This is a genomic window from Pontibacillus chungwhensis BH030062, from assembly GCF_000770675.1.
Lineage (GTDB): Bacteria > Bacillota > Bacilli > Bacillales > BH030062 > Pontibacillus > Pontibacillus chungwhensis.
The window spans coordinates 84,862-103,362 of sequence record NZ_AVBG01000011.1; the positions used below are offsets into that span (position 1 = coordinate 84,862).

General features: G+C 40.9%; 19 protein-coding genes. 2 read left to right on the forward strand and 17 right to left on the reverse strand.

Annotated elements, in window-relative coordinates:
* Positions 1–185: 185 nt before the first annotated feature.
* The 6 genes from N780_RS14040 to N780_RS14065 all read right to left on the reverse strand — a co-directional run bounded on the left by N780_RS14040 (position 186) and on the right by N780_RS14065 (position 5,497).
* The gene (locus N780_RS14040; protein ID WP_052115086.1) at positions 186–638 is read right to left on the reverse strand and encodes a hypothetical protein; all 453 of its coding nucleotides are present in this window, start codon (positions 636–638) and stop codon (positions 186–188) included.
* Positions 629–1,069, reverse strand: coding sequence for a hypothetical protein (locus N780_RS14045; protein WP_036785327.1), 441 nt, complete (start codon positions 1,067–1,069; stop codon positions 629–631). Before N780_RS14045 ends, N780_RS14040 begins: the two co-directional genes overlap by 10 nt.
* 155 nt (positions 1,070–1,224) lie before the next feature.
* Positions 1,225–1,494 carry a 2Fe-2S iron-sulfur cluster-binding protein gene (locus tag N780_RS14050; protein WP_198135865.1) on the reverse strand — a complete coding sequence of 90 codons (270 nt, stop codon included), beginning with the start codon at positions 1,492–1,494 and terminating at the stop codon, positions 1,225–1,227.
* Positions 1,495–1,587: 93 nt separating this feature from the next.
* Positions 1,588–3,513 carry an ATP-dependent DNA helicase gene (locus tag N780_RS14055; RefSeq protein ID WP_036785330.1) on the reverse strand — a complete coding sequence of 642 codons (1,926 nt, stop codon included), beginning with the start codon at positions 3,511–3,513 and terminating at the stop codon, positions 1,588–1,590.
* 75 nt (positions 3,514–3,588) lie between these two features.
* A complete protein-coding gene (locus N780_RS14060) occupies positions 3,589–4,392 on the reverse strand; it encodes a metallophosphoesterase (protein ID WP_052115088.1) in 804 nt (267 codons plus the stop codon).
* A 151-nt stretch (positions 4,393–4,543) separates the two neighbouring features.
* A complete protein-coding gene (locus N780_RS14065; protein WP_036785332.1) occupies positions 4,544–5,497 on the reverse strand; it encodes an LCP family protein in 954 nt (317 codons plus the stop codon).
* Between the two features lie 367 nt (positions 5,498–5,864).
* Here N780_RS14065 and N780_RS14070 point away from each other — a divergent pair, with 367 nt between their 5' ends.
* Entirely contained in the window at positions 5,865–6,560 is a 696-nt protein-coding gene (locus N780_RS14070; protein ID WP_438942509.1) for a cupin domain-containing protein, read from the forward strand.
* A 145-nt stretch (positions 6,561–6,705) separates the two neighbouring features.
* Here N780_RS14070 and N780_RS14075 read toward each other — a convergent pair whose 3' ends face one another.
* Positions 6,706–7,596: an RluA family pseudouridine synthase gene (locus tag N780_RS14075; RefSeq protein WP_036785338.1), complete on the reverse strand. Its 891-nt coding sequence runs from the start codon at positions 7,594–7,596 to the stop codon at positions 6,706–6,708.
* A 20-nt stretch (positions 7,597–7,616) separates the two neighbouring features.
* Positions 7,617–7,931 (reverse strand): hypothetical protein, encoded by a 315-nt coding sequence (locus N780_RS14080; protein WP_232299544.1) that lies wholly within the window; start codon positions 7,929–7,931, stop codon positions 7,617–7,619.
* A gap of 98 nt (positions 7,932–8,029) precedes the next feature.
* Between N780_RS14080 and N780_RS14085 the strand changes: the two genes are divergently transcribed.
* Entirely contained in the window at positions 8,030–8,881 is an 852-nt protein-coding gene (locus N780_RS14085) for an STAS domain-containing protein (RefSeq protein ID WP_036785344.1), read from the forward strand.
* Positions 8,882–8,967: 86 nt separating this feature from the next.
* Here N780_RS14085 and N780_RS14090 read toward each other — a convergent pair whose 3' ends face one another.
* From N780_RS14090 to N780_RS14130, 9 genes are all read right to left on the reverse strand, one after another.
* Positions 8,968–10,377, reverse strand: a complete 1,410-nt coding sequence (locus N780_RS14090) for a dihydrolipoyl dehydrogenase family protein (protein ID WP_036785346.1) — start codon at positions 10,375–10,377, stop codon at positions 8,968–8,970.
* On the reverse strand, positions 10,378–11,619 hold the full coding sequence (locus N780_RS14095) for a dihydrolipoamide acetyltransferase family protein (RefSeq protein ID WP_036785349.1): 1,242 nt from the start codon (positions 11,617–11,619) through the stop codon (positions 10,378–10,380).
* A 15-nt stretch (positions 11,620–11,634) separates the two neighbouring features.
* Entirely contained in the window at positions 11,635–12,630 is a 996-nt protein-coding gene (locus tag N780_RS14100; RefSeq protein WP_036785351.1) for an alpha-ketoacid dehydrogenase subunit beta, read from the reverse strand.
* A complete protein-coding gene (gene pdhA, locus N780_RS14105) occupies positions 12,630–13,700 on the reverse strand; it encodes a pyruvate dehydrogenase (acetyl-transferring) E1 component subunit alpha (RefSeq protein ID WP_036785354.1) in 1,071 nt (356 codons plus the stop codon). Before pdhA ends, N780_RS14100 begins: the two co-directional genes overlap by 1 nt.
* Positions 13,701–13,713: 13 nt before the next feature.
* On the reverse strand, positions 13,714–14,820 hold the full coding sequence (locus N780_RS14110) for a Leu/Phe/Val dehydrogenase (RefSeq protein ID WP_036785495.1): 1,107 nt from the start codon (positions 14,818–14,820) through the stop codon (positions 13,714–13,716).
* 50 nt (positions 14,821–14,870) lie between these two features.
* Positions 14,871–15,275, reverse strand: coding sequence for a thioesterase family protein (locus tag N780_RS14115; RefSeq protein WP_036785357.1), 405 nt, complete (start codon positions 15,273–15,275; stop codon positions 14,871–14,873).
* A gap of 15 nt (positions 15,276–15,290) precedes the next feature.
* Positions 15,291–16,085 (reverse strand): ABC transporter ATP-binding protein, encoded by a 795-nt coding sequence (locus tag N780_RS14120; protein ID WP_036785360.1) that lies wholly within the window; start codon positions 16,083–16,085, stop codon positions 15,291–15,293.
* A gap of 2 nt (positions 16,086–16,087) precedes the next feature.
* Positions 16,088–17,041 carry an ABC transporter permease gene (locus N780_RS14125; RefSeq protein WP_052115093.1) on the reverse strand — a complete coding sequence of 318 codons (954 nt, stop codon included), beginning with the start codon at positions 17,039–17,041 and terminating at the stop codon, positions 16,088–16,090.
* A gap of 134 nt (positions 17,042–17,175) precedes the next feature.
* The gene (locus N780_RS14130; RefSeq protein ID WP_084599613.1) at positions 17,176–18,216 is read right to left on the reverse strand and encodes an ABC transporter substrate-binding protein; all 1,041 of its coding nucleotides are present in this window, start codon (positions 18,214–18,216) and stop codon (positions 17,176–17,178) included.
* Positions 18,217–18,501: the final 285 nt, after the last annotated feature.

Below are 18,501 nucleotides of genomic sequence, written 5' to 3' on the forward strand. Positions count from 1 at the left end.
ATCATAACTACCCATTGTAAATTATTTCCGAAACCTCACACCTATACTAACATAAAATACCAAAATCTATTTGACATATAAACAAAAAACAGACCAAATCATTTGTGATTTAGTCTGCTAATTCGTATACTGCTTTCGTATGCTTCTTCACTAAAAGGGAAGCTTTAATAGCAATCACTTCGCCATTAATAGTCTTTCTTCAAGCAATCCAACATCAAGTACCCTAAAACCACTCCTGCAACGGTTGTGAGCGTAGGGTGACTTACTAAAATGAAATCAGGCATCCGCATTCCTTCTCCCAATGGGGTTAGAGGCAATGTCGACCAAACAACAACGACAAGAGCAGGTACTCCGACAGCCAAGCCTCTAACCCAGTCAAATGTCCACCGCGTCCGTGCCATAACTTCTAAAATAAACTTAGGAAGTCGCAAGAGAATACCGATCCCCACAGGAAACAGTGTAGCAAATAACAGAAATGCAGTCGGGCGCTCATACGTAACCTTATACTCCTGCTGTAAATCCATTTCATAACTTTTCCCTAAGTAAATAATCAATCCAATCGCAACTGTCCATACAAAATAATAGCCAAATAGCTGCTTATTCCGAATAAATATCTCCCCCTTTAAATTTATATCCAATCCTTTCCCCATAAGCTATTTATAAGAGCTACATAAACAGTAAATGCGCCTGTTATGATTAAAAAGGTTATTGGAAGTGCCCGTAAAGTTCCATTTCTCTGTAAAGCTTTAAAAAATACAATAAAAGCCATCACAGCAAAACAGTAATAAATATAGATCATTGGATAAAAAGTGTATGGGCCTAGAAAAAGACTGAGAACAGAAAACTGTAGTATAAAAGCAAGAATCGAGACTGCTATCCACTTACGTTCGTCTTGAGCCTCCCGGATTGACTTAATTGACAATACGAAAACACTTAACACAACTACGCCCAGCAACCATTCAAAAATGAAAAACATCTGTTCATAGTTCACAGATAGAATGTATCCCAATATGAATAAAGGAATCATTGTCATTAATAAATAAACCGTCCCTTTTATACTAGGTGTCATGTTCACAGCCTCCTTAATTATCCATATTTTAACACACTGGAATTATGAATACCCCCCATAACTTTCATGCACACCTATTTTTGAATACACAAAAGAGGAGCACCAGACCTTTTACAATCTGGTGCTCCTCTTTCTATGTTAATTAAATTATGTACCTATTTAAGCGGAACCGTTTGACAAGCTAAGCGGAAGCCCTCTTCAAGTTCACCCTCTAATTTCACATGTTCCTTAGGGGTTGGTTTGTTTACCACTTCTTCTCCGTTAAGCAGCTCGACACGGCACCGGGTACAATTTCCTTTTTGGCATTTATAATCTAATGGAACATCTTGCTCAAAAGCTGATGCTAATAGGGATTGACCCTTAACAGGTTGGATTGAAAATTCCTCATCTTGCTGTTTTACACGAATCATCATTTGATCCATCATCATCTTCCTTCCTATAACACGATTTTCTTTTATTGTACGCATTTATTAAAAGTATAACAAGAAAGGGGAAGAGTCTCTCCTTCCCCTAATTGTTTAACTCCATTGAATTGGTGTTGGAGCTATGCCTTCTATTTCTTTGCCGATTGCTTCGTACTGCTCTGGTGTTAACCATACGTGGACAGAACCTTGATCTTCGTGTCCGCGAATTAAGCGACCGATTCCCTGGCGCATACGTAGAAGCATATACGGAAGATCCACTTCTTGCATTGCATCCCCTGCGTGGTTACGCTTCGCATCGAATACAGGGTCTTTTGGGGGGAATGGCAAGGAAGAGATCATCACCTGTGACAGCGCCTCTCCCGGTACATCAAGCCCTTCCCAAAGGTGATAAGAGCACAAGACTGTCGCATGGTCTTGTTGGAACGTCTGTACTGTTTCACTTATTTCTCTGTCTCCTTCATAAAGCATTGGGAAGGAGAAGGATTGACGATCTGCCCAAGTTCTGAAACGATTCATTTCTTCTAGAGAAGAGAACAAGATTAACGTTTTTCCTTCTTGGTTTTCTAAATAGGTCTTCATATTCTCCCACTTCTGTTCTTCCCCTTCGTCAAGGTGGCCGTTCATCTTCATTTGTTCCTCGTAATCAAACGGCGATTCAACCGTAAAGGAAAGATAATTCTTGATACCAAGACTACCTGCGATATACGAAAAGTCTTTCTGACGAGAAAGAGTGGCAGATGAGAATAAGAATGGAATGTTCTGACTAAACACTTCTTTCTCTAATACATCTTCTACAAGTCGTGGCATAATGACTAATGAACTGTCTTCATGGTTTGTTTCAAGCCAGAAGATCCCTTTATTATCTTTTAGTAGAATCGCTAATCCATAAGAGAAGAACTCCAAGTATTCTTCTATAATCTTCACATTATAGTCATCCATTAAGAAAAGTTCGGAATCAAAGACGAGCTGTTCAAGCAAGCTGTGCACATTTTTGTTCATCTGTTCCGCCAAATCAATCATTTCTTTCGACCGAGGAACTTCATGGCGGTTTGAACCTTCTACTTCAGAACTCGTGTCGCGAAGAATGTCAAACCACTTGTCGTGCATTTCTAGAATATCTTCAATCAGAAGAAGAGATTCTTCCCGAATATCCTGATTTAAGTATTCCGTTAGAACACTTGTAAGAGTCTTCGAGTTAAAGCGATACGTTAACGCCTTTTGAGCAGCAAACTCAAGCAAGTGCCCTTCGTCAAATATCACGCTACTAGCTTCTGGTAAGAGTGGAAGCTGCCCTTCACGCTTTCTCGAATCCTTCGTCCATACATGCTCCATATAGAAATCATGTGAACAGATAATGAGGTCAGATGAATGACGATAATATTGACGATTTAACGTTTGTCCACAGCGGTGACGCCAATCACACGTTGAACACTGCTGAAGAGGATCCCATGAAATAGCTTCCCATTTTTCATTCGATACCCACGGATATTCTTTTCGATCCCCGTAGCGTTCAAACTTCTGCATAGAAGCATCGCCACCGAAAACAAATTCAGGAATAGAATCATACACATCTAGTATATCTTCGTCTTCTGTTGTTTCCTCAAGCTTATCTAGCTTTTTCACACAAACGTATTGTTCACGCGCTTTCGCAAGGCGCACGTCTACGTTTAAACTTAGCGCTTTTTCAAGTTTTTCAATGTCTCCGCCTTTTTTCACGAGCTGTTCAATTAGTGTTTCATCCGCACACGAAATAATAGCAGGTTTATTCATATAACGGGCATAACAAATCGCATAAAGCAAGTATACAAACGTTTTACCCGTTCCTACACCCGCTTCTGCGAAAATGGTTTGCTTATTCTTGAAGGCCTGTTCTACCTGGAACGCCATATAAATTTGTTCGTCCCGAAGCTCATAACCTTGTTCTGGTAAAATGTCGTAAAAGACATCTCCAATATAATCACCTAATACATCAAAGAATGTATCTTCTTTGGAGATTTCAAATGGAAGGGTTTGTGTCATCGTATTCTCCTCTTACCCTTTTTAGAGGGTGAAAATTTATTGCAGCATTCCTTATCATATCAGTTTTTTTGCTGCTCATGAATGTTTTTTTATTGAACGGAGTGAATGAACCGTCACTTCGCTTCTTACAAAGAAGCGAATGTTCCACCTTGACTGCCCTACTCCTTTAGAAATATAAAAGGACCCATGCTCATGATCGTGCTTCCCTTTATAAATTCCTTGCTTAGCTAGCTGACCCATATTCTTAATTTTAAAGAAGTAAGGGATATTGACTTGTTTCCCGTGTAAGTGTCCACACACAAGCATTGTAAACGGGTGCTTTACTTCAAGCAACACATCAGGATCATGGGTAAGCACTAGCACATCTTTCTTATCATCCCCTAAAAAAGAAAAACTCTTCTCAGGATCGTGGTATCCTTGGGCATGATCATCTACACCGACAATCACAACGTCATCTTTTTCGACGAATTCATTTTTTAACAAATGAATGCCATACTGCTTAATGAGGTCTTCGAGTCCTTCGACATCATCGATATTACGGTCATGATTGCCAAGAACTGCATAGGTTTCAATGCCTGTATGTTGTATAAGTTGCAAGAATGGCTTAAGTGTTTCAAATTCTTTCTCAGATTGATCAATATAATCTCCTGTTAAGAATATATAATCAGGCTGTTCAGCATGGATAAGCGCCTTAATATTGGCAAGCGAAATCCGCATGTGGCGAATATGTAGATCACTTATTTGCAATATCTTCTTGTTGGTCTTCCCTTCCCAATCCACTCGTTCAACTTTCAGCCATTTCGTTGGCAAAATGAAAAAAGCTTCCCATGCAAGCAGAAAGATGATTACACCAGCCAGTATCCAGGTTACCAAAGTCATTTTCCGCACCTCTTTTGCTGTAAGATTACTAATTCCCTATCCCTTCCCTCATTTCCTTTCTCCTGTAGAACATTTTATGTAGGAAGTTAAGAGAAATCACGAAAAAGATGCCCGCCAGAAACGGACATCTTCTTTCTATACCCTATTTGAGCTATTCCAAAAACGATTGTAATGCTTCTCTCGTTTTCTCTTCATCATGGGATAAAACTGCCCCTTCTCCAGGCACGCGAAGGTTTGAATATCCTACATCTTTTGGAATGGTCAAGGTTTCAATATCATCCGGAGTGTTTAACAGGAAATCTGTTCCAAGCCCTAAGATCGACGTGGTACCCATATTCGTTTTCACGTAAGGTTGAATCGACCCAAGTGCTCGTGGCAATCGTGCTAAGCCTGTGAAGGATACAAATTCATCCTTAAGTGCTTTCAATACCTTCTGTTGGCGCTCAACCCGCATCAAGTCTCCATAAGAATCGTTACGGAACCGAGCATAGCCGAGCAATTCTTTTCCATTCAAGTTCTGATCCCCAGCTTTTAGGTCAATTGTTTGAACACCGTCTTTATAATACATATCCTTCTCAACAGTAATCGGTACTCCATCTGGAGCAATCGTATTGACGATACTGACAAATCCGTTAAAGTCAATAATGGAATAGTATTCAAGGTCGACCCCAAAATTCTCCTGAATCGTCTGCCTCATTAATTCAGGTCCACCTAATGCAAAAGCGGCATTTAGCTTTTTATATCCATAACCTGGGATATTTACGTAGGTGTCTCTCATTAAAGAGACAAGCTTTAACTTATTTTGGTCAGTATCATATTGGCCAATCATAATTGTATCTGAACGAGTTGTTTCTTCTCCACGCTGATCAATGCCCAATAAAAGGACATTCGTCTTTCCTTCTGGACTATCTATTCCTTCAAAGGGCTCATCCCCATAACTCTCATTCATGCCAGGAGCATCTTCATTTGCTCCCCTTAGACCCGCTGTATATTCATATAAAATATAAGCGCCGATTAGGACGAAGAATATAAAAAAACCTAACACGATTCTCCTTGTCCTTTTTTTGCGCTTCGCTCTTCTCGTATTAAAACGTTTCTCTTCCACCCATGACTCCCCTTCCGCCCATTCAGCAGAATAGTATAGTAGGATTGATGTCTACTGTGTACAAGTCTTCACATTATCCTATTTTCTATCTAGTGGCATTATACCATAATGAAAAAAACGCAAATCAACTATTTCATCAAGGGCTACCTCAGTTTCTTTTCGCAGACTTGTTACTTATCTCGAAAATCAATACTAAAGTACACATTTCCCCTGAGTGCATAGGATATTCTTATATCTTTCGGAGGTGTTTGTGAATATGTACTATAACCCTAATCCGTATCCTTATTACGGGCCCTATTACGTGGATGCTCCCCAGTATTATAGAAGAGAGCCTGCGGTTTTCCCCAATGAACGATACCCCAACAGAATGGATTCATCTAACAGGATTGTTTTAAAAGATTACGGACCCAATCCATATGTTGTAAACATTAATGATGCTACGATACAAAATAACACGTTCAGGACTGCTTTATGGACTGGAGAAAACTTGCAGGTAACTTTAATGAGTATTGATGTTGGCGATGATATAGGCTTAGAAATTCATCCAGATGTTGATCAATTTTTACGTATTGAACAAGGGCAAGGACTTGTACAAATGGGAAAGAATAAAGATAATTTAACCTTTGAGAAAATGGCCTACGATGATTTCGCAATAATGATCCCTGCCGGTACATGGCATAATGTTACGAATACGGGGAATGCCCCATTAAAACTCTATTCGATTTACGCCCCGCCTAATCACCCATTTGGTACTGTTCATAATACGAAAGCCGATGCCACAGCTATGGAGCAGAGTAACGGTTCCGAAAATGGAAATGGAACAACAATGATTTCAGGGAAAACTCCTGATGAATGGATTCAGCATACAGAGTATCTCGTGAATGAAGGATTAGAAGATGTAAAAAGAGGAATTAATGCTCTCCATATTCTTCAAGAATTTATACTAATGGGTGTTCTTGTTGGTAAAGGGTATTCACCTGAAGAAGCCTACGAAACGGTAGAAGAATGGGAACGTACAGGAGAATCTAAACTTTTACAACAGAGCAAAGCAATGCGATGGTAAGAATAACATACTTGTCCTCTCCATAAAGAAAATCATCATTTAACTAAATCATCCAAACAAAAAAGTATGTATTGTAAGTTACTTAAAAACCTACAATACATACTTTATTTACGTACATTTTCCTTATCCTTATCACTACAAAAGGTTATTCAAAGATAGGCGGTTGATCTATAAATGGCGCTTCGCAAGTAATTGTTTCGCCCGTAAATGGATGAGGAAACGTAAGAGAAGCTGCATGCAATGCCTGGCGTGGCGCTGCATTCTTCTTCCCACCGTAAAGCGAATCACCCAAAAGCGGATGACCAATGTGACTCATATGGACACGGATTTGATGGGTTCTACCTGTTCGTAAGAAAAGCTTTACAAGCGTTGCATTCTTTTCTTTAAGGTAACCATGAACTTCGTAATCCGTAACTGCAGACTGACCCTTAGGAGAAACACGCTTTCTAGTTGCATGGTGACGGTCTTTTCCAATTGCTTGATCAATCGTCCCTTTTTTCTTAGAAACCAAACCATGAACAAGAGCAAGATAAGCACGTTTAACTTTACGTTCTTCTAGCAAACGGTCCATAATGGATCCTGCTATTCTGTGCTTCGCAAACAAAATCGCCCCCGTTGTTTCACGATCCAGACGGTGAATATGGCGAACATTGGTATGAGGGCCACAATGATGAGTAACCGCATTTAATAGGGTACCCGTCTGTCCCTTTTCATTTGGATGAGTATCCATCCCTGCTGGTTTATTGGCTACAAGAATATGATCATCTTCAAACAAGATCTCTACATTCTTCTGCTCTGGCACCACATCGGATTCTTCAGGAATGAAGACTTGAGCTTCCAAATAATCCCCTTCGTTAAGGGTCTCGCTCCAGCGTTTTTGCTCGTTATTAACGAGCACCCCTTTATCCATACGAATCTGGTGAAGTTGTTTCTTAGGGATTTGCCATACGTCTCGTAATAAAACTTCAATTGTGGAACCGTTCCATTTTGATGGAATTTCAAGTCCCATCCAATTTTCTCTTTTGTCTAGTTGCATTGTATATTCCTCACAGTAATTTATTTTAACGAATGAAAGATTTGAATCAATTCGTCAGGTGCATGCTTCACGTTATAAGAAAAGACACCTTTGTTGGTGTGCAAATATAAAAAACCATACAGGCCAACCGTATCTTTGTAAGACATGTCGAAAACATGTTTCAAGTCAAACACGTTCCGGTCGGTCGTAATCTTGTCTTCTGATAAAATAAGATAGCATTCTTCTTCCTGATAGAGTTGCTGTCCATTATGAATAGACCGGGTCACGCAATAATAGGAATGACGATAGAGCATAAATCCTCCTCTTGAAACTGCACTTTGTCCCGATTGTACCACAACACACTCCTCCATCCCTAATTTTAATGAGAGTTTAGAATTGCGCATAGCCACCTATTGAATTACGATTAGGGTAATAAGCTTTAGGAGATGATGAAATGAGACAAGAGCTTGAATATATTAGAGAAAAGATTTTAAATAATAAAACAGAGCTCGCTCACGCTATTGAAGCTTTAGAAGCAGATGACTTTGTAAATTCCATGAAATCAGTAGACTTACCATATGAAGAATTTATGAAAATGCGAGAAGAATTATTTGAAATTATTGCCGATTCCCTCATAGAAGATTCAGAGTATTCATTAAAGCGAGCAAAGGAATGGGCAGAAAGAGTCGGTCAACAATGTCTTGAAATTGGGGTTCCACTCAATGAGTCAATACGTAGCATGGCCTTTTTCCGTACAGTGATTTGGAACGCATTTGATAAGGATTTGGAAGAACAGAAATTTTCGGCTATTACCATACTTGATGTAAGCAAATACATTAACCCTTTATTAGACGAAGTAAGTTATACTTTTAGTAGGTTGATCGTCCAAGATCACCAGAAAACAATGAACATTGCCCAACTCGCAATGGAAGAACTATCTGTTCCGGTGGTACCGATTACAAAAGGAGTAGCCATTCTACCACTAATAGGTGAAATTGACACACATCGTGCCAAATTAATTATGGAATCCACATTAAAACATAGTACAGATGATCAGCTCGACTACTTAATTATTGACGTATCTGGCGTCCCTATGATTGATACAATGGTAGCTAATAACATTTTCAGTATTATTCAGGCGTTAACGATTATGGGAGTTGAAGCTAGCATTACTGGCATGAGACCAGAGATTGCCCAAACCGTTATTAGCCTCGGTATTAACTTTAAAGACATCAACAGCTACGCCAATATGCAGCAAGCACTTGAGAAGATTGGATTCACCCACGAAAGACAATTACAAATATAAATATAAAACGGGTACTTGCCTTCCTTTCGTATATGAAAGAAGACAAGTACCCGTTTTAATTTTTTAATTAAAACATAGAAACCATACTATTTAACGTTCGCCTCTTGTGTTCGTTTAACCTCTGTTTCAACCATTGTTATAGATTCATTATAGCTAGGATGCGGATAATGAGGGAAAGAAAGATCTTCATCACGAGCCGCCATCTCTAGAGCCACAGTCCCCGTAGATATTAACTCAACTGCACCAGCACCAAAGGCATGAAAACCTAAAACAACATCGGTATCCTCCTGTATGATGAGTTTAATAAATCCTTCACGCTTTCCATGGATAGTCGCATACCCATTTCCTCCATAACCAAACTGGCCGACACGAACGTTTAATCCTTTTTCCAATGCTTCTTGTTCTGTCATCCCTACTGAAGCAATCGGTGGGATGGTATGGGCTACTGTAGGAATGAAGGTGGGATCAAACTCAGCCGGGGTCCCCTCTATTGTCTTAGCTACGACTTCAGCTTGCTTAATGGCTTTGACAGCAAGAGCTGGCCCTGTTGTTACATCACCAATTGCATAAATATTTTTTATGGATGTACGCATCCCGGCATCTGTAGCGATAAATCCATTTTCCATTTCCATTCTTAAACGATCTACTCCTAAATCACTTACATTAGGCTCAATCCCAACAGAAATAAAAGCATGAGTCGCTTCAATTTGAACCTCTTCCCCTTTTTGTCTGAACTTCCCATTTACTTTGTCACCATCGACACCTAAGCTTATTAAAGAGGCTCCGGAGTATACTTTGACCTTCTGCTTCTTAAGGACACGTTTCAACTCCCGGTTAATAGAAGAATCATATCCGTAATCAGATTTCTCATCTTCTAAAACAAGGGATACACTGGCTCCAAACTGTCGAAATGCCATCGCAGCTTCAAGAGCAATGTAATCACTCCCATATATGAGAAGATGGTCAGGCACTTCTTCTAACCTATATAGGGAGTGACCTGTTAAGATACGTTTTTCGTCGGCTGTTATCTCATTAGGCATAAAGGGACGACCGCCTGTCGCAATGACAGCGTGATTAAAATGATAGACATCGAATTGATGACCATGGTCAACCCCTATTCGGTCCTCTGACAAGAAAGAGGCGTGACCTTCTATGATTTCAACTTTGTTGGCTTTACATAAAGACTCTACCCCTTTACGTAAATTACCTACAACTTTGTTCCGATAGGATTGAAGTTGCCCTAGATCAAAGGAGGTCTCGCCCATTTGTATACCAAAGTTACTCATACCAGCAACCTCAGATTGCTTCTGTGCACTTGTTGCAAACAGCTTTGATGGGATGCAGCCTTCGTTAAGACAAATGCCTCCCAGAATTCCTTTTTCAATTAGCGTAACGTGGGAACCCTGTTTAGCTGCGTGAATGGCAGCATTATAACCTCCGGGGCCTCCACCTATAATGACAACATCACGTTGCTCTGCAATTTCTCCGACTACCATTTATACCAGCTCCAACATTAATGTATTCGGATGCTCCATTAGTTGCACCAAACGGTTTGAGAATGCTACGGCTGTGCCTCCATCTGCCACACGATGGTCGAATGTAAACGATAGGTTCATCATTGAACGAATGACGATCTCGTCGTTCACAACAGCTGGACGCTTCTTCGTTTTATGAAGGGCAAGAAGACCTGTTTCAGGGTGATTGATAATAGGTGTGGCACCTGTACTCCCTTTAAGAGGGCCTACATTACTAATCGTAAATGTACCACCAGAAATGTCAGCCATCGTTAATTGATTAGAAAGAGCCTTCTCCGTTAATACTTTCATTTCCCTATGAATCTCTGTAATAGATTTTGACTCTACGTTACGCAATACAGGTACAATTAACCCATCTTCTGTATCTACTGCAAGACCAATATTGTGAGTATCTTTCAATTCAATAACTTCCTCTTGCTCGTTTAACGTCGCGTTAAAGATCGGGTAATCCTTTAATGCCACAGAAACGGCCTTAATATAGAATGCAGCAATTGAGAAGGACTCTCCTTGCTCTTTACACTGCGATCTCCATTCCATCGCGTTGGTCACATCTACTTCTTCAAACTGTGTACAATGAGCAATGGTATGCAAAGAGTGAGTCATCTTCTTTGCAATTTGCTTACGGCGACCTTTAAATGGAATGGTTTGCAGTGAAGAAGGAGCTGTCACTTCTTCTGACTGCACCTCTTCTAATTCTTTCTCCGTTGTAGCATCAGCTACTGCTAAGGCCTGTTTAGAAGTCTCTCCGCTCATATAACTCATCACATCTTCATCCAAAATACGGCCACCTGGTCCTGTGCCTTCTACCAGATCAATATCCACCCCATTATCCCGAGCAATCTTTCTCGTATAAGGAGCAGCCAGGACACGGTCACTGCGTTTTGGTATGTGGAACGTATGCGTTTCTTGCTTATTTACTTGCTCAGATTTCTCTATTTTATGATCCTTTTCATCTTTCGAAGGTGCTCCAGCTAACTCTATTTCTAAAACCGTTGTTCCAACTTTTATAGTTTCACCTAACTCCACCATGATCTTACCAACTGTGCCGGCGCCTGGAGAAGGAATCTCAGCTGTCATCTTATCGGTTTGAACTTCTACAAGCGGTTCATCTGCAGTGACAGTATCACCTGGCTTAACAAAGAAGTGAAGGACCTCTGCTTCTGTCATTCCTTCACCAATATCGTGTAACTTTACTTCGACCATGCATAGTCCCTCCTTTTAGAACGAAACAACTTTTTCGATAGATTTTATAACCCGTTCAGGGGTAGGTAAGTAATGATCTTCGTAAGCAAAGAATGGTACAGGGGTGTCAAAACCTGTCACCCGTTCAATCGGTGCTTTCTGATAAAGGAAAGAGGTATCATTAATAACAGATATCACATCATTTGCTACCCCACTAGTGGCGTGTGCTTCTTGAACGATTACAGTGCGCCCTGTCTTTTGAACAGATTCTGCGATGATGTCTTGATCAAGCGGATAAAGGGTTCTGAGATCAATTAAATCACAGTTCACACCCTTCTCTTCCATCTGTTTCACAGCTTTCTCTGCAACAGGAACCATGGCTCCCCAGGCAATGACGGTCACATCCTCACCTTCTGTCAGAAGCTTCCCTTTCCCAATCTCAACCGTATATTTATCTTCAGGCACTTCTTCACGAGAGGAACGGTAATTGCGCATTGGTTCCATAAATAAAACCGGATCAGGATCTTCAATACTCGCAATTAAGAGTCCTTTCGCATCATAAGGGGATGAAGGACAAACGACTTTAATACCTGGCATATGGGTAAATAATGCTTCTACTGAATCAGAGTGAATCTCAGGTGCTCTTACACCCGCCCCATACGGAGCACGTATGACCATCGGCACAGAGTAATGGCCCATTGTACGCGCCCGTATCCTTGAAGCATGGGTCATAATTTGTTCATAAGCAGGATAAACAAAGCCAAGGAATTGAATTTCTACTATTGGAAGGAAACCGTTGATGGCCATACCGATTGCTGCACCTGTAAAACCCGCTTCGCTTAAAGGGGTGTCTATGACACGATCTTCTCCAAATTCAGCTTGCAAACCATCTGTCGCTCGGAATACTCCGCCATTCTTCCCTACGTCTTCTCCCATCACAAGGACTTCTTGTTTCTCACGAAGCATGGTACGCATACCATCCGTGACCGCCTGGACAAGTGTTAACGTATTCGTTCCTACAGTTGTCTGCATTATTGATCCCCTCTTTCCATAAGTGCGACATAGTCCTTTTTCTGTTTCTCAATCGTCCACGTTGGACTTTCGAATACATAGTCAAAAATAACGTTCACATCAGCCGGAGGTAGGCTTTCCATCTCCTCAATAGCTTGATCAATCTCCTGGGCCACCTCTTCTTTAATACCTGTCACCCATTCTTCATCCCAGAGGCCAGCTTGCTTCATATATAATTCAAGCCTTGCTACAGGGTCTTTAGAAGCCCTGCGATCTTCACTTTCTCTTTGTTCACGATATTTCGTCGGATCATCAGCTGTTGTATGAGCACCATAACGCCATGTCACTGCTTCAATTAACGTTGGACCCTCTCCACTTCTAGCTCGTTCAATGGCACGGTTCATCTCTGTATAGACTGCGATAATATCATTTCCATCAACACGAACTCCCGGTATATCATAGCTCACTGACTTTTGAGCAATGGTTTTTGAGTTCATTTGTTTATGAATCGGAACAGAAATGGCATAATTATTATTCTGATTAAAGAACACCACTGGTGACTTTAGGACACTCGCCACATTTAAGCCTTCATGAAAGTCACCTTCAGAGGTAGCCCCGTCTCCGAAATAGGCCACGGCAATGTTGTCCGTTCCTTTTCGCTTCTCGGCATAAGCCGCTCCAGCTGCATGAGGTAAATGCGTGGCAATGGGGACACTCGGCGGAAAGATATGCAACCCTTCAGGTGGCACACATCCTTCATTCCTTCCATTCCAATACGTCAGAATCGTCTTCAACGAATGACCAAACGTCATCGTAGCCCCGTGGTCACGGTAAGTCGGGAACAGCCAATCCGTGTTTCGTAAACACATAGCACTTCCCACTTGAGCCGCTTCCTGTCCTTCAAATGGTGCATAAGTACCGATTCTACCTTGACGTTGCAAGCTAATGGCTTTTCGGTCAAAAGTTCTGATTCTCACCATATTACGATACATATTACGAATAACATCTTCTGTAATAAGCTCTTGGTCAAGATCTTGCACTAGACTTCCTTTCTCATCAATCCATTGAATCATTGGAAATTGTTCTTCCATGTCTATCTCCTCCTTATGTACGTACATTCCATTTTGGACGTTTAGAATGTGAGAAAAAGCTGTTTCTCCTTTGCCTTGCTTCCATTCGTTCTCTACAGAACAAGTCTGCTGCTTCTGAGGTTGGAATATGATGAAGCTCAGCGTTTTGATAGATTGATAGCAATGAATCATAGATACTCTTCGTCTTCTGTAAAACTCGCTCTTTGTTTGGTTCATACAACTCATCGGCTACTTGTATCAAACCACCACTGTTCACAATGTAATCAGGCGCATAAAGAATGCCTTTTTGATGTAGTACCTGACCATGTCGTTGTTCTAAAAGCTGGTTGTTAGCGGAACCCACAATACCTTTGAATTTAAAGGACTCTATAGTTGAATCATTAATAATCCCACCAAATGCACAAGGTACAAAGAGATCAGCATCTACCCGGTAGATGTCCTCACCTCTTACCACCTGAATGGTAGCATTATGTTTATTCGCTTTTGCTACTAAATCAGCAATGGCTTGTTGATTAATATCCGATACATATAAATGGGCACCTTCTTCAACCAATCGAGCCGCTACTTTCCCACCTACCTTACCAAGACCCTGAATTGCGTAGGTTTTGCCTTTTAAGTCCTCTGTCCCAAACAATGCTCGATTCGTAGCTTGAAGACCATATATAACCCCCAGGGAAGTTGGAACGGAAGAATCACCGCTTCCCCCGTACTCTGCCGGAACACCTACAATACAATTCGTTTCTTTTAAGGAGTGGATAAAATCTTCTGGCAATGTACCCATATCGGTTCCTGTGTAGAATCTTCCATTTAATGACTCAACAAACTGACCAAATGCACGAAACAGTTCAGGCGATTTATCTTTCTCAGGATCACCAATTATGACGGACTTCCCACCGCCAAAATCAACGTCTGCAGCTGCACATTTATAGGTCATCCCTTTTGATAAACGGAGGACATCTTGAAGGGCATCATCGACACTTTCGTATGGCTGCATGCGGCATCCCCCAAGGGCTGGCCCAAGCGTTGTGTCGTGAATGGCGATAATGGCTTTTAAGCCCGTTGCGGGATCATTACAAAAGACGACTTGTTCATGCTCTGTGAACTTCTCAAACAAATCCATCTCCCCCACCCCTTTTTCTCTCTTATCTAATTCAGAAAACGTTTTCATTTTTATGCGTTTGACACAAGGCTTGCTTCTATTCGCTCCTCTATTTGTTCTTTAGGTAGAATCGCCTGTGTCACTTCCCCCTTTCCGATCAATCCTTTTTCATTACGTGCTTCAACCTCTGTGATTACTAAATGATTCTTTAATGCCGTAACGGTTGCTTTTACAGTGATAGTAGTATCAACGGCCGTAGGTGCAACGTGCTTCACTGTTACAGAAGCACCAATACCCTCTTCATGATCTTCTAAGTACGGGAGAATAATTTGCCTTGCTGCCCACTCCATGTGATAAACCATGGAGACTGTAGAGTAGGCAGGATGCACAACATTCCCTTCAAACTGAGCCACCATGTCAGATGTTACAGTCGCCGTTATTTCAGCCGTTTGTCCAATGAATAAACCTTCCTTCATCGTCCTCCCCCTTTACTAAGATAATAAAGCGCGGTCATTCACCATTTGTTCTCCGCGAATCTTCTGGAATTCTTCAAGAAGCGTCTCAATGGTTAACTCCTTCTTCTCTTCCTCTGAAACTTCTAAAATGATTTGCCCCTTATCCATCATGATGAGACGATTTCCTAGATCAAGAGCTTGCTGCATATTATGAGTTACCATTAATGTAGTTAAATGATATTTCTCAACAATTTCACTCGTTAGATTCGTAATAAGCTCTGCTCTAGATGGGTCAAGAGCCGCCGTATGCTCATCGAGGAGAAGGATAGACGGTTCTGTAAATGTAGCCATAAGCAACGACAAAGCTTGACGTTCTCCACCTGACAAAAGACCGACTTTGGCATTTAATCGATCCTCAAGCCCTAAATGAAGACTTTCTAGTGACTCTTTAAAAAATGTTTTCCGCTTCTTCGTCACGCCCCTCCTCAGTGTCCTCTTCTTATTACGGGCGTAGGCAATAGCTAGGTTTTCTTCAATGGTCATTTCAGGCGCTGTACCAGCCATTGGATCCTGAAAAACTCGGCCAATCAATTTTGAACGTTTGTATTCCGGAAAAGGAGTCACGTTTGTATCTTGGATTGTAACTGTCCCAATATCAGGTGAAAGTGCGCCAGAAATCACATTCATCAATGTCGATTTTCCTGCACCGTTACTTCCAATTACAGTAACAAAATCCCCTGGTTTTAAAGACAAATCAATATGTTCAAGAGCTATTTTCTCGTCAAGAGTACCTTCATTAAAGACTTTATGGACATGGTTCAATTCAAGCAACGTTACTCATCCTTTCCGGCTGACGCCATTTGGACTGTGGCCATACGTTCGGCATTTTTCTTTTTCTTAAGCTGGCGCGCTTTCTGGTTATCTATGATTTTCGGTAATACAAGCGCAATAATGACAATACTTGCTGTAATAAGCTTCATATCGCTTGTTTTTAAAAAGTCAGCACGTAGAGCAAGGGTAACGACAATACGATACACAATCGCCCCGCCAATAACAGCTAGAGTTGTTCTGGCAATCGACTTTGTTCCAAATAACGCTTCACCAATAATAACGGATGCAAGTCCGATAATAATCATCCCAATGCCCATACCAACATCAGCAAAAGAAGTCAATTGAGCAATTAATGCTCCCGAAAAAGCAACTAGGGCGTTAGACAGACCAAGTCCTAAAATGATGAATAAATCTGTATTTGCTGAGAAGCTTCGAATCATTTTCTTGTTGTTACCGGTTGCGCGAATAGCAAGACCAACTTCTGTTTTCAAGAAACGGTCGGTCAACCATTTAATAAAGAACGTAACAACAATCATAAAGAAGAAAATGCCCCACGTTTGTGGTAGGAACTCTCCCCAACCAACCATGTTAAATAAAGCATTAAATGGAGCATTCAAACCAAGGCTATCCCACCATCCTGAAACAATGTCCAGCCCAGATTCTTGATTCAACAAGGCGACGTTTGATTTGCCCATAATCCGGATATTGATTGAATAAAGCGCAATCATCATTAAGATTCCTGATAGTAATGGATTAATCTTTCCTTTTGTATGCAACAACCCTGTTACACAACCAGCAAGGAAACCGGCAATAAATGCTATAATCGTTGCCAGGAATGGATTATATCCGTTAAAGATTAGGATGGCTGCTACTGCAGCACCCGTTACAAAGCTTCCATCAACGGTCAGATCAGGAAAGTCTAACACGCGGAAGGATAAGTACACACCAAGCGCCATAATCGCATAAATAATTCCAGATTCAAAAGCACCAAATATCGCAAATGGCACGACCTTCACCCTCTCTCCATTTTCATAAAAGGGCCCAGTGCGCTAGTATAAGTTAGTTCACTGGGCCCCTCCCAAATCAAATGTTACTCTACAAATTCAGCCTTCTCTTCCCATTCTGATTTAATCTCAACACCTTGTTCCTCTGCTGCTGTTTTGTTCATAACAAGCTTTAAGTTACCAGGCACTTCAGGTGCGATTGAGGAAATATCTGCTTCGCCTTTAAGCACTTTGGCAGCCATTTCACCTGATTGGTAGCCAATGTCATAATAATCAAATCCATATGCTGCAAGAGCTCCACGCTCAACAGAGTCAAACTCTCCAGCTACGACAGGAATATCCTGATCATTCGCTACTGAGATTACTGATTCCAAGGCAGATACTACCGTGTTATCCGTAATAATATAGAAGACGTCTGCTTTACCTACAAGAGCTTCAGCTGCTTGCTGTACTTCAGCTGATGTTGAAACAGAACGCTCAACAATTTCTAGGTCTGTACCTTCCATCGCTTTTTTAACAAGGTCGATCTGGGCAATGGAGTTTTGCTCTCCAGAGTTATAAATCATTCCTACTTTCTTAGCACCAAGCTCGTTACTAATAAAGTCAACCGTGCTTGGAATGGCTTCAGGATGATTATCGGTTGTACCTGTAATATTCCCACCTGCTTCATCCATGGATGGAACAAGTTCAGCTCCAATCGGATCAGAAACAGATGTAAAGATAATTGGAATATCAGATGTAGCATTTAGGGCACCTTGAGCACTTGGAGTAGAGTTCGCAAAAATCAAATCCATTTGATCCCCAACAAAATTTGTCGCGATTGTTTGGTTATTCGACTGATCCCCTTGCGCTATTTGAACATCATATTCAGCATTAACTCCAGCCTCATCCAATGCTGTCTTAAATCCTTCAAAAGCTGCATCAAGAGATGGATGTTCTACAATCTGTGTAACACCAATCTGATACGTCTCTCCATCAGATGTCACATCACCGGAAGATTCTTCTGTATCTGTTGTGTCTTCCGTTTCTCCTGAGTCATTTTGAGTGTCATCATCTGACCCGCAAGCGGCTAAAACAAGTAAACTTCCTAAGATCATGAGCATCAACAACCAACTTATCTTTTTCATTGAACTCCCCTTCCCATTAATCCCTCATTTATTTATGTAAGACTTAGATGTTTTTGAAACCGTTTACATTTTAACCATGAAAAAAAGTTGCCTCAGAATCATATGATAAACAACAAAGACAACGTATTTATAACGTAATAGTATCGGACCCTCGTTTATTTGTCAATAAATTTTCAAAAAATTAAAATTACTCTTATAATTCAAAGCGTTAAAGGACCTTTTCTACTACCTCAAAGTTATGAAAGGCAATTTTTATAACCTTCAACAAACGCTAAAACCATCATT

Excerpts from the sequence above, each read along its gene's own strand:
- N780_RS14130 (WP_084599613.1), bottom strand. The coding sequence starts at position 18,216 with ATGAAAAAGATAAGTTGGTTGTTGATGCTCATGATCTTAGGAAGTTTA.
- N780_RS14100 (WP_036785351.1), bottom strand. The coding sequence starts at position 12,630 with ATGCAGACAACTGTAGGAACGAATACGTTAACACTTGTCCAGGCGGTC.
- N780_RS14115 (WP_036785357.1), bottom strand. The coding sequence starts at position 15,275 with ATGAAGGAAGGTTTATTCATTGGACAAACGGCTGAAATAACGGCGACT.
- N780_RS14085 (WP_036785344.1), top strand. The coding sequence starts at position 8,030 with ATGAGACAAGAGCTTGAATATATTAGAGAAAAGATTTTAAATAATAAA.
- N780_RS14125 (WP_052115093.1), bottom strand. The coding sequence starts at position 17,041 with ATGGCGCTTGGTGTGTACTTATCCTTCCGCGTGTTAGACTTTCCTGAT.
- N780_RS14050 (WP_198135865.1), bottom strand. The coding sequence starts at position 1,494 with ATGATGGATCAAATGATGATTCGTGTAAAACAGCAAGATGAGGAATTT.
- N780_RS14110 (WP_036785495.1), bottom strand. The coding sequence starts at position 14,820 with ATGGATTTGTTTGAGAAGTTCACAGAGCATGAACAAGTCGTCTTTTGT.
- N780_RS14090 (WP_036785346.1), bottom strand. The coding sequence starts at position 10,377 with ATGGTAGTCGGAGAAATTGCAGAGCAACGTGATGTTGTCATTATAGGT.
- N780_RS14055 (WP_036785330.1), bottom strand. The coding sequence starts at position 3,513 with ATGACACAAACCCTTCCATTTGAAATCTCCAAAGAAGATACATTCTTT.
- N780_RS14075 (WP_036785338.1), bottom strand. The coding sequence starts at position 7,596 with ATGCAACTAGACAAAAGAGAAAATTGGATGGGACTTGAAATTCCATCA.
- N780_RS14070 (WP_438942509.1), top strand. The coding sequence starts at position 5,865 with ATGGATTCATCTAACAGGATTGTTTTAAAAGATTACGGACCCAATCCA.
- N780_RS14060 (WP_052115088.1), bottom strand. The coding sequence starts at position 4,392 with ATGACTTTGGTAACCTGGATACTGGCTGGTGTAATCATCTTTCTGCTT.
- N780_RS14045 (WP_036785327.1), bottom strand. The coding sequence starts at position 1,069 with ATGACACCTAGTATAAAAGGGACGGTTTATTTATTAATGACAATGATT.
- pdhA (WP_036785354.1), bottom strand. The coding sequence starts at position 13,700 with ATGGAAGAACAATTTCCAATGATTCAATGGATTGATGAGAAAGGAAGT.
- N780_RS14095 (WP_036785349.1), bottom strand. The coding sequence starts at position 11,619 with ATGGTCGAAGTAAAGTTACACGATATTGGTGAAGGAATGACAGAAGCA.